The 12,870-nt window shown below is 43.5% G+C and carries 11 protein-coding genes and 1 other annotated feature; of the genes, 8 read left to right on the top strand and 3 right to left on the bottom strand.

The window, feature by feature from the left end:
• Positions 1 to 53: 53 nt before the first annotated feature.
• The 4 genes from NSS75_RS16315 (at position 54) to NSS75_RS16300 (ending at position 4,539) form a co-directional block, all read left to right on the top strand.
• Entirely contained in the window at positions 54 to 749 is a 696-nt protein-coding gene (locus NSS75_RS16315; RefSeq protein WP_024122569.1) for a response regulator transcription factor, read from the top strand.
• On the top strand, positions 742 to 1,746 hold the full coding sequence (locus tag NSS75_RS16310) for a sensor histidine kinase (RefSeq protein WP_198097391.1): 1,005 nt from the start codon (positions 742 to 744) through the stop codon (positions 1,744 to 1,746). The genes NSS75_RS16315 and NSS75_RS16310 overlap by 8 nt, the downstream gene beginning before the upstream one ends.
• A gap of 101 nt (positions 1,747 to 1,847) precedes the next feature.
• Positions 1,848 to 2,609 (top strand): bacitracin ABC transporter ATP-binding protein BceA, encoded by a 762-nt coding sequence (gene bceA / locus NSS75_RS16305; RefSeq protein ID WP_024122567.1) that lies wholly within the window; start codon positions 1,848 to 1,850, stop codon positions 2,607 to 2,609.
• Positions 2,599 to 4,539, top strand: a complete 1,941-nt coding sequence (locus NSS75_RS16300; RefSeq protein WP_095714562.1) for an FtsX-like permease family protein — start codon at positions 2,599 to 2,601, stop codon at positions 4,537 to 4,539. Before bceA ends, NSS75_RS16300 begins: the two co-directional genes overlap by 11 nt.
• Positions 4,540 to 4,575: 36 nt before the next feature.
• Here NSS75_RS16300 and NSS75_RS16295 read toward each other — a convergent pair whose 3' ends face one another.
• A complete protein-coding gene (locus tag NSS75_RS16295) occupies positions 4,576 to 5,322 on the bottom strand; it encodes an LMBR1 domain-containing protein (protein WP_024122565.1) in 747 nt (248 codons plus the stop codon).
• A gap of 189 nt (positions 5,323 to 5,511) precedes the next feature.
• Here NSS75_RS16295 and NSS75_RS16290 point away from each other — a divergent pair, with 189 nt between their 5' ends.
• Positions 5,512 to 6,705, top strand: coding sequence for an MFS transporter (locus NSS75_RS16290; protein ID WP_044153739.1), 1,194 nt, complete (start codon positions 5,512 to 5,514; stop codon positions 6,703 to 6,705).
• Positions 6,706 to 6,735: 30 nt separating this feature from the next.
• Here the strand turns inward: NSS75_RS16290 and NSS75_RS16285 are convergent, their stop codons facing one another.
• Positions 6,736 to 7,521 carry a blue-light photoreceptor gene (locus NSS75_RS16285; protein ID WP_095714559.1) on the bottom strand — a complete coding sequence of 262 codons (786 nt, stop codon included), beginning with the start codon at positions 7,519 to 7,521 and terminating at the stop codon, positions 6,736 to 6,738.
• A gap of 402 nt (positions 7,522 to 7,923) precedes the next feature.
• Here NSS75_RS16285 and NSS75_RS16280 point away from each other — a divergent pair, with 402 nt between their 5' ends.
• The 3 genes from NSS75_RS16280 to NSS75_RS16270 all read left to right on the top strand — a co-directional run bounded on the left by NSS75_RS16280 (position 7,924) and on the right by NSS75_RS16270 (position 11,530).
• Positions 7,924 to 8,259 (top strand): DUF4257 domain-containing protein, encoded by a 336-nt coding sequence (locus tag NSS75_RS16280; protein WP_003223352.1) that lies wholly within the window; start codon positions 7,924 to 7,926, stop codon positions 8,257 to 8,259.
• A gap of 103 nt (positions 8,260 to 8,362) precedes the next feature.
• Positions 8,363 to 8,577, top strand: a binding site (T-box leader).
• A gap of 110 nt (positions 8,578 to 8,687) precedes the next feature.
• Positions 8,688 to 11,102 (top strand): leucine--tRNA ligase, encoded by a 2,415-nt coding sequence (gene leuS / locus NSS75_RS16275; protein WP_095714558.1) that lies wholly within the window; start codon positions 8,688 to 8,690, stop codon positions 11,100 to 11,102.
• 116 nt (positions 11,103 to 11,218) lie between these two features.
• Positions 11,219 to 11,530 carry a rhodanese-like domain-containing protein gene (locus NSS75_RS16270; RefSeq protein ID WP_024122561.1) on the top strand — a complete coding sequence of 104 codons (312 nt, stop codon included), beginning with the start codon at positions 11,219 to 11,221 and terminating at the stop codon, positions 11,528 to 11,530.
• A gap of 24 nt (positions 11,531 to 11,554) precedes the next feature.
• On the opposite strand, the gene melA is transcribed toward NSS75_RS16270, so the two are convergent.
• Positions 11,555 to 12,853, bottom strand: a complete 1,299-nt coding sequence (melA, locus tag NSS75_RS16265; RefSeq protein ID WP_024122560.1) for an alpha-galactosidase MelA — start codon at positions 12,851 to 12,853, stop codon at positions 11,555 to 11,557.
• Between the last annotated feature and the right edge of the window lie 17 nt (positions 12,854 to 12,870).

Below are 12,870 nucleotides of genomic sequence, written 5' to 3'. Positions count from 1 at the left end.
AACAAGATTTGCTATACACTTGACATAAAAAAGGAAAAAGTGCGGTGAGTCCATTGTTTAAACTTTTGCTGATAGAAGATGATAAATCGCTGTTTCATGAAATCAAGGAGCGCTTAACGGGATGGTCCTATGATGTATACGGCATACAGGATTTCAGCCAAGTAATGCAGGAATTTGCGTCAATCAAACCTGATTGCGTCATTATCGATGTTCAGCTCCCTAAATTTGACGGGTTTCATTGGTGCCGGCTGATCCGTTCCCGGTCAAATGTTCCGATTCTCTTTTTATCCTCTCGTGACCACCCTGCTGATATGGTCATGTCGATGCAGCTGGGAGCGGATGACTTTATTCAAAAGCCGTTTCATTTTGATGTGCTGATTGCGAAAATCCAAGCGATTTTCCGGCGCGTGCATCATTATAATACGGAGCCGAGCACGATCAAAACATGGTGCGGGGCTGCCATAGACGCAGAGCAGAACCTCGTCAGCAATAACGAAGGCTCTGTTGAACTGACTAAAAATGAAATGTTCATTCTAAAACAGCTAATAGAACAAAAAAACAAGATCGTCAGCCGGGAAGAGCTGATCAGAAGCTTGTGGAATGATGAGCGTTTTGTCAGCGATAATACACTGACCGTCAATGTCAACCGCCTGCGGAAAAAATTGGATGAACTGCAGCTTGGAACATATATCGAGACGAAGGTCGGCCAAGGCTACATGGCGAAGGAAGAGGATCATTTCTATGATTAAAGCATTCCTCATCGAAAGACGAAGCTGGATTGCCGCATTTTTGCTGCAGCAAATTCTGATTTTGCTGATAGCCTTTGTTGATCCGTCTATTCCATTTAAAAATGTTCTTTATATTGTTTATTTGTGTGTCCTGATCTTTGTTGTGTTTGTTATCATCCGTTTTCGGAAAGAAATCGCATTCTATAAAAGCCTCGAAGAATGGGAAAATAATCTTGATGTCACAGCCATAAGTGAACCGGAGACGCCGTTTGAAGAGATGATTGAAAAAAGCATCACCGGACAAACGGAACAATTGAAGCAATCTGCATTGCAGAATCGCTTGGCATTAGAAAATGAAAAAGATGAACTGATGGCGTGGATACATGAGGTCAAAACGCCATTAACAGCGCTGCATTTAATCATCGATCGGATGGAAGACCCATCATTAAAATCCCAGCTATCGTATGAGTGGCTGCGCATCCATCTGCTTCTTGATCAGCAGCTTCATCAAAAGCGCATGTCCTTTATTGAAAATGATCTGTCTTTAGAGATGATCAAGCTTAAGCCATTGATTATCAAAGAGATCAGAGACTTGCAATCGTGGTGTATACAGAAAGGAATCGGTTTTGACATTCAGCTGGAGGCAGAGGAAGTCTTGAGCGATGCGAAATGGCTGGCCTTTATCATCAGGCAGCTGCTGACCAACGCCGTAAAATACAGTGAAGCCGCTGATATTGTGATCAACAGCTATGAAAAAGACGAACGGAAGGTTCTTGAGGTGAAAGATTTTGGACGGGGCATTGACAGGAAAGATGTCTCACGAATTTTTGATAAAGGGTTTACATCCACAACCGATCATCATAATCAGTCTTCTACGGGCATGGGGCTGTATCTGGCGAAGAGAGCCGCAGGACCGTTGCTGATCGATATCAATGTGCATTCAGAGCTTGGGGATGGAACAATCTTTACTTTAACCTTTCCGAAACGAAATCAATTCGAACGTGTCATTAGCGTGTGACGAAAATGTCACATGCTTTTCTTTTTTGTTCGCCTAATCGAAGGAAAAACCCGTCAATCCTTTTTATAATAACAGTATCCAATATAAAGGAGACTACGGATATGATGATTTTAGAAGCGAATAAAATTCGAAAAAGCTATGGTAACAAGCTAAATAAACAGGAAGTGCTGAAGGGCATCGATATTCACATTGAAAAGGGCGAATTCGTCAGTATTATGGGTGCTTCAGGGTCGGGCAAAACGACTTTGCTTAACGTTCTGTCCTCGATTGATAAGGTAAGCCACGGAACGATCAACATTAACGGAAACGAAATGACGTCCTTGAAGGAAAAGCAGCTGGCTGAATTTAGAAAACAGCACTTAGGCTTTATCTTTCAAGATTACAATTTGTTAGACACATTAACAGTGAAAGAAAATATCCTTCTGCCGTTATCGATCACGAAAATATCAAAAAAGGAAGCAAACCGCAAGTTTGAGGAAGTGGCGAAGGAATTGGGTATTTATGAATTGCGGGATAAGTACCCGAATGAAATTTCCGGCGGCCAGAAGCAGAGAACATCCGCCGGGAGAGCGTTTATTCATGACCCGAGCATTATTTTCGCTGATGAGCCGACCGGCGCGCTCGATTCAAAATCAGCCTCTGATCTATTAAACAAGCTGAGCCAGCTCAATCAAAAACGCAGCGCCACAATTATTATGGTTACCCATGATCCCGTTGCAGCGAGCTACTGCGGCAGAGTCATTTTTATTAAGGATGGCCTGATGTATACGCAGCTGAATAAAGGAGGCCAAGACAGGCAGACGTTTTTCCAGGATATCATGAAAACACAAGGCGTGTTAGGCGGGGTGCAGCATGAACATTAATCAGCTCATACTGCGAAATCTGAAAAAGAATATCAGGAATTATTACCTCTATGTGTTTGCTTTGATCTTTAGTGTGGCGCTTTATTTCGCATTTGTCACACTCCAATATGACCCGGCCATTAATGAAGTAAAAGCTTCCATTAAAGGCGCCGCGGCTATTAAAACCGCTTCAATTTTGCTTGTGGCTGTTGTATCAATCTTTATTTTGTACGCCAATACCATTTTTATTAAAAGGCGGAGTAAAGAGATCGGGCTGTTTCAATTAATCGGAATGACAAAGCACAAAATCTTTCGAATCTTAAGTGCGGAAAACATCATGCTGTATTTCGGCTCGTTAGCCATCGGGGTTTTTGCCGGATTTTCAATCTCAAAGCTTGTGCTCATGATCTTGTTCAAAATCGTCGATGTCAAAGCTGATGCGAAACTGCATTTTTCTGAGCAAGCCTTGGTTCAAACAATCATTGTGTTCTGCGGCATTTACCTTTTGATTATGATCATGAATTATACGTTTATCAAAAAACAAAGCATTTTATCTTTGTTTAAAGTAACGTCTTCCACTGAGGATAAAGTGAAGAGAATCTCTTTTTTCCAGATGCTGATCGGGGCGCTGGGCATCGTGTTGATTTTAACGGGATACTACGTGTCTTCCGAGCTATTTAGCGGAAAATTCAAGACCATAAACGAACTGTTTTTCGCAATGAGTCTTATCTTAGGTTCCGTCATTATTGGGACGTTTCTCTTTTATAAAGGATCGGTTACGTTTATCTCGAACATCATTCGGAAAAGCAAGGGCGGCTACTTGAATATCTCAGAGGTTCTGTCACTGTCATCGATTATGTTCAGAATGAAATCGAACGCTTTGCTTCTGACAATTATCACAACCGTTTCAGCGCTCGCCATCGGGCTGTTATCCCTTGCTTATATTTCGTATTACTCGGCAGAAAAGACTGCTGAACAAAATGTAGCGGCGGATTTTTCATTCATGAATGAGAAAGATGCCAAACGATTTGAAAGCAGTTTGAGTGAAAATGACATGTCGTACGTCAAAAAAGAAATGCCTGTCCTGCAATCGTCTTTTGATCTCACAAATATCATGGATGGAACTTCGAAAGAGATGCAGAGCGATCCCAGCAACACACAGCTCGCTGTTGTTAGCGATAAAGATGTAAAAGGAGTCGATGTGGCGGCTGGGGAAGCGGTTTTCTCAGGATATACTGACTTGCTGCAAAAGATAATGGTTTTAAAAGACTCCGGCAGCATTAAAGTCAAAAGCAAGAATGAGACAAAATCATTACACTATAAAGGATTAAGAGAAGAGTTTCTTGTATCCTACACGTTTACAAGCGGGGGAATGCCCGCAGTCATAGTGGATGACAACCTGTTTAAACAGCTGAATAAAGATAAAGACCCTCGCATTCAGCTGGCGCAATCTGAATTTATCGGCATCAATATGAAACATGGAGATCAGCTTGAAAAAGCAAATGAGCTCTTTCAAAAGGTCAACAAGAAAGATCTACATTTATCAAGGCTGGATACAAGTATTGCGCAAAAATCTCTTTTTGGTATGGTCATGTTCATCGTTGGTTTCTTAGGATTAACATTTCTCATCACATCGGGGTGTATCCTTTACTTTAAACAAATGGGTGAAAGTGAAGAAGAAAAACCGAATTATACCATCCTAAGAAAACTCGGTTTTACACAGGGCGACCTGCTGAAGGGGATACGCATCAAACAAATGTATAACTTCGGCATTCCATTGGTGATCGGCCTCTTTCACAGTTACTTTGCCGTACAATCCGGCTGGTTCTTATTCGGATCAGAGGTATGGTCGCCGATGATTATGGTGATGGTGTTATATACTGCACTCTATTCTATTTTCGGTATTCTGTCGGTTCTTTATTATAAAAAGGTGATTAAGTCGGCATTGTAAAACAGTAAAAGCTCCAGAGAACTGGAGCTTTTTTGTTTATCGTTTCGGCGCCCGATACCCGGCTGCCTCAGCCTCTTCAACTGAACAAAACATTTCAGCAGGGTCTGTCGTCCGGTCATAGTATGTACTGCCTGGCGTATGATAAATGCCGTTTTTGCTGCCTTTGATAAGACAGCCTTCTGCTGTATCAGCTGAGCTGGTTTCGTTGCTTTTATTTGTGCTGGTTGAAGAATGTTCGCTGTTTTCTTTTGTGCTGGCTGTTCGGTTTTGTGCCTCTTTTAATTGCTTTTCAAGTTTTGTTTTATCTTGTTGAAGGGCTTCATTTTCAGCCTTTGCTGTTTTGGTATCATCTTTGAGCTGTTTTTGTTTTTCTTGAAGTTCTTTATTTTCTGCTTTTAATGATTTCTGAGTCTTTTTTAGTTCACTATTTTCTTTCTCCAGCTGCTTGAGCTTGTCTTGATCTTTTGTGTCGTCTTTCAGTTTCTTTGCTTCAGAGCTGATGGCTTCATACTCTTTCTCAAGTGCTTCATGCTCTTGTTTAAGACTTTTATATTCAGTGTTTAGTGCTGAATATTTTTTATCAGCATTTGCTGCGGCAGCGTCAGGTTCTGTCAAAGCTGCTCCGGTGAAGAGCAGAATGAGGCCTCCAATGAAAAGCGGCCAAAAGAGTTTTTTAGAGAATCGTTTTTCTTTTTTCAGCACATATCTGACGAGATGGTACACTCCATAGCCAAGCGAAAAGAGAAATGCAAAAAAACCGAGGAATGCGAATGCCATTTCCATGAAATTTACCCCTTTTTCTATTTATTTTACAATTTTTGAGCAATATTTGTTAGATGTTTTCACACTCATCTGTTGAAAAATATGAGATAGACAGATAGAATGAATGTGCTATGATAACTGGATTCGTACGGAGCCTGTTGAGGTTTCCGTTTTTTCATGAGCTTTTATAGATAAGAAAGGGGGATCAGTATGCCGCGCGCATTGAAAATTTTAGTGATAGGGATGTTTATTAATGTGACAGGGGCATCCTTTTTATGGCCGCTTAACACGATCTATATTCATAATCATTTAGGAAAGTCGTTAACGGTCGCGGGGATTGTCCTTATGCTGAATTCCGGCGCCAGTGTGGCAGGGAATTTATGCGGCGGGTTTTTGTTTGATAAAATCGGCGGGTTCAAATCCATCATGCTCGGAATTGCGATTACGTTAGCAAGTCTGGTGGGTCTCGTCTTTTTTCATGATTGGCCGTTTTATATCGTGCTGCTTACGATTGTCGGGTTTGGTTCGGGTGTTGTTTTTCCGGCCAGTTACGCAATGGCTGGATCAGTGTGGCCTGAAGGGGGAAGAAGGGCATTTAATGCGATTTATGTCGCGCAAAACGCAGGTGTTGCCGTCGGTTCTGCGCTTGGCGGCGTGGTGGCGTCTTTCTCGTTTTCATACGTATTTTTGGCGAATGCCGCGCTGTATGTGGTCTTTTTCTTTATCGTATATTTCGGATTTCGAAATATTCAGACGAAGGATGTGTCTCAAACGTCTGTGCTTGATTATGACGCTGTAAGCAGCAAAGCAAAATTTACGGCTCTGGTTATTTTGAGCAGCGGGTATGTGCTCGGATGGCTGGCATATTCTCAATGGTCTACCACCATTGCATCGTACACGCAAAGCATCGGAATGTCTCTTTCTTTATATAGTGTGCTGTGGACGATTAACGGAATTTTAATTGTGGTTGGACAGCCGCTTGTCAGCTTTTTTGTGAAAAAATGGGCTGAGTCGCTGAAAGCGCAAATGATCATTGGTTTTGTCATTTTTATTGTGTCTTACAGCATGCTGCTGACTGCGAAGCAATTTCCAATGTTTCTGGCTGCCATGGTGATCTTGACCATCGGGGAAATGCTTGTTTGGCCTGCCGTGCCGACGATTGCCAACCAGCTTGCGCCTAAAGGGAAAGAAGGATTTTATCAAGGGTTTGTGAACAGCGCTGCGACAGGTGGCAGAATGATAGGGCCTTTGTTCGGAGGAGTGCTCGTCGATCATTCCGGCATTCACGCTCTTGTTTTATCACTTTTGGTTTTGCTTATGATCAGCATAGCCACGACGATTTTATACGACAAACGGTTAAAATCAGCTGATAAAGCGAATAAGCAAGCTTCAGTTTCTTCATAAGAAAGATCCCGCCGGATGAGCGGGATCTTTTTACATAATCGGAAGCACGTTCACGGCATCCTTTACATTAGAATATGTTTTCAGCGATGAGAAATTGGCATCCAGTTTATTCATTTTCATAGCCAATTCGGGCTTAATGCCGGTAATGATTAATTCGGTACCGGTCAATTTCAGCAAATGGCTCAGCTTGAAAATCTGGTCGGCGGTTTGTTCATTTACTTGGGCCAATCCTGATAAATCAATGATCAAATAATCATCTTTGGATGTTGATAAGATATTCGTCAATGTGCTGACGATGGAATTAAATCGCTCCTCTGTCAGGTTGCCGACTAGCGGAAGAGCCGAAATGCCGTTGCGAATCGGCACAATAGGAGTTGAAAGTGCAGTAATTTCTGTGAGGGAATCCTCGAGAAGCTGTTCATACTCTTTTTGCTTGGTAATGTCATTTTGAATTCCGACAAAATAGGTTTTGTCTTCTATTTCCAGCGGATCAATATATAACTCATTCCAGAACATCGTTCCGTCTTTTTTGTAGTTTTGAATCTGAACTGTAACCGGCTCTTTATTTTGTAAACCGGCTCTGATGTTGTCCACTTCACCAGCGTCTGTATCTTTCCCCTGTAAGAAGCGGCAGTTCTTTCCTAAAATTTCCTCGGCCTCATAGCCGGTCATTTGAACAAAGCCTTGGTTTACGTAGACAATCGGATTATCTTCAAGTGCAGGATCTGTAATCACTACACCGACTCGCGCGTGATCAAGCGCTTTTTTGATAACGTCCAGCTGTCCTTTTATTCCGAATGATTGAAAACTACCCATATAATTCCCCCTTAGGCCGCCAGCTTGCTGTGCGAAAGCCTGATATTCCCCTTTTTTTAATGAATTCTACAGTAACCGTAGCACAACACATGTTCTGATTCAAGCAAGCGCAGTTTGTTGTTTGTCATTCGGGCTTGTCCTCGTATACACTAAAAATAAGAACAGAGTTTGAACATATGAACGGAAAGGTTTCTACATGCTAAATAAGTGACTAGGTCAATGTCACTGGGTGAAAAATGAATCTAATGCATCAAGCTTACCGATCATGTGTTCACATATAATGGAAGAAACAAGCTTTTTTCAGATTTGCCAGTATGTAGATATCGAAAATCATCGGAATCGTTTAAGGGGGCTGGATGGCCTGAAGTCGCTTTACGAAATAAGGGCTTTAGGAAGGTGATGATGAAGATGCTGCATCAGGTATTAATTGCTTGTGTAATTGGAGGAATCATGGGGATTCTCGGTCATGTGAAAAAGAGAGGCAGACTGGAGAAACCCAGGATGACAAAGCGGTTTATCTATCTTGGATTTTTGGAAGATTGGTTTATCGGCATGACGGCTTCCATTTTACTTGTACTATCCGCTGACCCCGATTCAGGAATTCAACTTGTCATCTTATCCATTATCTCAGGCTACGGCGGTGAAGCTGTTCTCAGAAGCTTTGATTTTGTAAGAGAAATGAACAGCGGCGGCGAACCGGCCGAGTCGAAACGTCAAACCAAAACTCCACCAGAATAATTGTCCTCAATCTTCGCCCGTTCAGGGTACATTCCCATTGTATACAAACCTGCTTGCACTTATGAACAGAATTCTATAAAATACAGTTAAGATTACGGTTGCGATAAGAACAATGAAGAGGAGCAGTAAGAAGCAGATATTGTTTCAGAGAGTTGACGGCTGGTGAAAGTCAATCAAGTTTGTTTCCGAACTCACCTCAGAGTTGCAGCGGTGAAAAGCCGCTGACGCATAACTGCGTTAAAAGTATCAAGTGAGTGCGGCGTCTGCCGCGCTAACGAGGGTGGTACCGCGGGAAAACGAAAGTCTCTCGTCCCTTTTAGGGATGAGGGAGTTTTTTTTAGTTTGGGAATATTCTGAATATAATTGTCCCTTTCCCGTCAATACTTGAACCATAAAACGCCGTATTCAATCAGAAGGAGGTTTTTACTTTGAGTTTTCAGCACAAAGAGATAGAAAAGAAATGGCAAAATTATTGGCTGGAAAACAAAACATTTGCCACTCTTGATCATAATGAGAAACAAAAATTTTACGCGCTGGACATGTTTCCTTATCCGTCTGGAGCGGGTCTGCACGTCGGACACCCTGAAGGCTATACAGCAACGGATATCCTCTCCCGCATGAAGCGCATGCAGGGGTATGACGTTCTTCATCCGATGGGCTGGGACGCATTCGGTCTGCCGGCTGAGCAATACGCTCTCGACACCGGGAATGACCCGGCAGTGTTTACGAAGCAGAATATTGATAATTTCCGCCGCCAAATTCAGGCGCTCGGTTTTTCATATGATTGGGATCGCGAAATCAACACGACAGATCCTGAATACTATAAATGGACACAATGGATTTTCTTAAAGCTTTATGAAAAGGGCCTTGCTTACGTTGATGAGGTGCCGGTAAACTGGTGCCCTGCACTCGGTACGGTTCTTGCCAACGAAGAAGTCATCGACGGAAAGAGTGAACGCGGCGGCCATCCGGTCGAAAGACGCCCGATGAAGCAGTGGATGCTGAAAATCACAGCTTATGCGGACAGGCTTCTTGATGACTTGGAAGAGCTTGATTGGCCGGAAAGCATTAAAGACATGCAGCGCAACTGGATCGGCCGTTCTGAAGGTGCGCACGTTCATTTTGGCATAGACGGACATGATGAATCATTTACGGTGTTTACAACAAGACCTGATACATTGTTTGGCGCTACATACACTGTACTTGCTCCGGAGCATGCATTGGTAGAAAAAATCACAGCTGCTGAGCAAAAAGAAGCTGTCGAAGCTTATATCAAAGAAATTCAATCAAAGAGTGACCTTGAGCGCACGGATCTCGCGAAAACAAAGACAGGCGTCTTCACGGGAGCTTATGCGATCAATCCTGTAAACGGTGAAAAACTGCCGATCTGGATCGCAGATTACGTTCTTGCTTCATACGGAACAGGTGCAGTCATGGCTGTTCCCGGTCACGATGAGCGTGATTTTGAATTCGCCAACACATTCGGCCTTCCAGTCAAGGAAGTCGTGAAAGGCGGAAACGTGGAAGAAGAAGCGTACACAGGCGACGGAGAGCACGTAAACTCTGACTTCCTGAACGGGCTTAATAAACAGGAAGCGATTGAAAAAATGATCGCTTGGCTGGAAGAAACGAAAAACGGCGAAAAGAAAGTCACTTACCGTCTGCGCGACTGGCTCTTCAGCCGCCAGCGCTACTGGGGCGAGCCGATTCCGATCATTCATTGGGAGGACGGAACGTCAACAGCTGTGCCGGAGGAAGAACTGCCGTTGATTCTGCCGAAAACAAACGAAATCAAACCGAGCGGCACCGGCGAATCACCGCTTGCGAACATTAAAGAGTGGGTTGAAGTCACAGACCCTGAAACAGGGAAAAAAGGAAGAAGAGAAACGAATACAATGCCGCAATGGGCGGGAAGCTGCTGGTATTTCTTGCGCTACATTGATCCGCACAATCCGGATCAGCTGGCATCACCTGAGAAAATGGAAAAATGGCTTCCGGTTGATATGTATATCGGCGGCGCGGAGCATGCTGTGCTTCACCTTCTGTATGCCCGTTTCTGGCACAAGTTCCTTTATGATATCGGGGTAGTGCCGACGAAAGAACCGTTCCAAAAGCTGTATAACCAAGGAATGATTCTCGGTGAAAACAACGAGAAAATGAGTAAGTCAAAAGGGAACGTTGTCAACCCTGATGAAATCGTTGCCTCTCACGGCGCTGATACGCTGAGATTGTACGAAATGTTCATGGGACCGCTTGATGCTTCAATTGCCTGGTCTGAATCAGGCTTAGACGGCGCACGCCGCTTCCTTGACCGCGTATGGCGCTTGTTTGTTGAAGACAGCGGTGAGCTTAATGGCAAAATCGTTGAAGGCGCCGGTGAAACATTGGAGCGCGTCTATCATGAAACAGTCATGAAAGTGACAGACCACTATGAGGGCCTGCGTTTTAACACAGGTATTTCTCAGCTGATGGTCTTTATCAATGAAGCCTACAAAGCGTCAGAGCTGCCGAAGGAATATATGGAAGGTTTTGTGAAGCTTCTTTCTCCTATCGCGCCTCACCTCGCGGAAGAGCTGTGGGAAAAATTAGGCCATAGCGGTACGATTGCATATGAGGCTTGGCCTGTATATGATGAAGCAAAACTTGTTGACGACGAAGTTGAAATCGTTGTTCAGCTGAACGGAAAAGTGAAAGCGAAACTACAGGTTCCTGCAGATGCGACGAAGGAACAGCTCGAACAGCTTGCTCAAGCAGATGAAAAGGTCAAAGAGCAGCTTGAAGGCAAAACCATTCGTAAAATCATCGCGGTGCCGGGCAAGCTTGTCAATATTGTGGCAAACTAATCCTGAAAAAATCCCCTTTGTCAAAAAGGGGATTTTTTTCATCAGTCTCAAAATAGCAATCGTCCAGCTGACTTTGATATACTGAACATGATTATTGGTGAATAGGAGTGTTTTCTTTGGAAATAAAAGAAATCAGCACAGCTGCTTTGCAAGAAAAAATCGAGGCGGATGAAGAATTGTATTTGATTGATGTCAGAGAAGATGAAGAGGTTGCGGAAGGCATGATCCCGCAAGCGGTTCATATTCGCATGGGGGATATTCCTGAAAAAATGGACACCCTCGATAAAGACAAAGAGTACACTTTTATCTGCCGATCAGGGATGCGCAGCATGAATGTCTGCAGGTATTTGGATGAGCAAGGCTTTAAAACAGTCAACGTAGAAGGCGGCATGATGGCCTGGGAAGGCGAAACGAAACCGAAAAACTAGGGGAGAGATCACCCCTAGTTTTTTTTATTTGTATGCTGGAAGCCAATCGCCGTGCGCTTCAAATAAATCATCACACATAGAAATAATGTCATTGATGGACAGCTCCGCACTTGTATGCGGGTCAAGCATGGCTGCCTGGTAGACAGCTTCTTTTTTTCGTGTAACAGCAGCTTCAATGGTCATCAGCTGTGTGTTGATATTCGTTCTGTTTAACGCTGCGAGCTGCTCAGGAAGTTCTCCGGCAAAGCACGGGGTTATTTTTTTTCTGTCGGCGACGCATGTCACTTCAACTACCGCTTTGGAAGGAAGGTTTGTGATGAGTCCGGTATTTAAGACGTTTCCTCCGAAGGTGAACGGCTGATTCGTTTCCATTGCTTCTATTATTCTTGAGCCATATTCCTTTGAGCGTTTATGGGTGAGGTTTTTATTGTTAACAATGTCATCCCTCATTTTCTCCCAATCTTCTATCTGTTTCACGCATCTTCTTGGATATTCGTCCAGCGGGATCTGCAGCTCGTTGATCAATTCAGGATAATTCCGCTTAATAAAATAAGGATGGTATTCTGCGTTGTGCTCTGAAGATTCCGTGACGTAATAACCGAACTTATCCATCAATTCAAATCGCACCATGTCATGATGCTTTGTTTTTTGCTTTTCTCTCGCTCTCTTTTTGATTTCGGGATATAAATCAGCGCCGTCCTTTTTCACTTCCAACAGCCATGCCATATGATTGATGCCTGCGATTCGTTCTTCAATCCCGTCGTGCTCCATACCGAGAGATCTAAATAAATCTCTTGTGCACACTTGGACGCTGTGGCAGAGCCCGATCGTTTTCACATCCGTATAGCGAAGCATAGCGCCAGTCAGGGAGGCCATTGGGTTTGTATAGTTTAAAAACCAGGCGTCGGGACACATTTCCTCAATATCTCTTGCGATATCAAATAACACGGGGATTGTCCTGAGTGATCTGAATATCCCGCCGATGCCCACTGTGTCGGCAATCGTCTGCCGCAATCCGTATCGTTTAGGAATCTCAAAATCGATGACTGTGCTTGGTTTATAGCCTCCGACCTGAATGGCATTAATCACATAGCCCGCTTGCTGCAAAGCCAGTTTTCTGTCGTCATAGCTGTTGATAACCACGCTCGGATTATAGCGGTCTCTCAAATTTTCGAGCATAAGCTGAGATTCCTGCAAGCGTTTTGGGTCAATGTCGTAAAGCGCAAATTCAAATCCATTTAACGCCTCCGTTAACAAGCAGTCCCCTAAAACATTTTTTGCGAAAATTGTGCTCCCTGCACCGATAAATGTGATTTTTTTCATGTCGGTTCCTCCTTTAT

The sequence above is a fragment of the Bacillus sp. FSL K6-1012 genome, from assembly GCF_037964915.1.
GTDB classification, from domain to species: Bacteria; Bacillota; Bacilli; order Bacillales; family Bacillaceae; genus Bacillus; species Bacillus halotolerans.
This window is presented reverse-complemented; position numbering and strand designations above follow the sequence as displayed.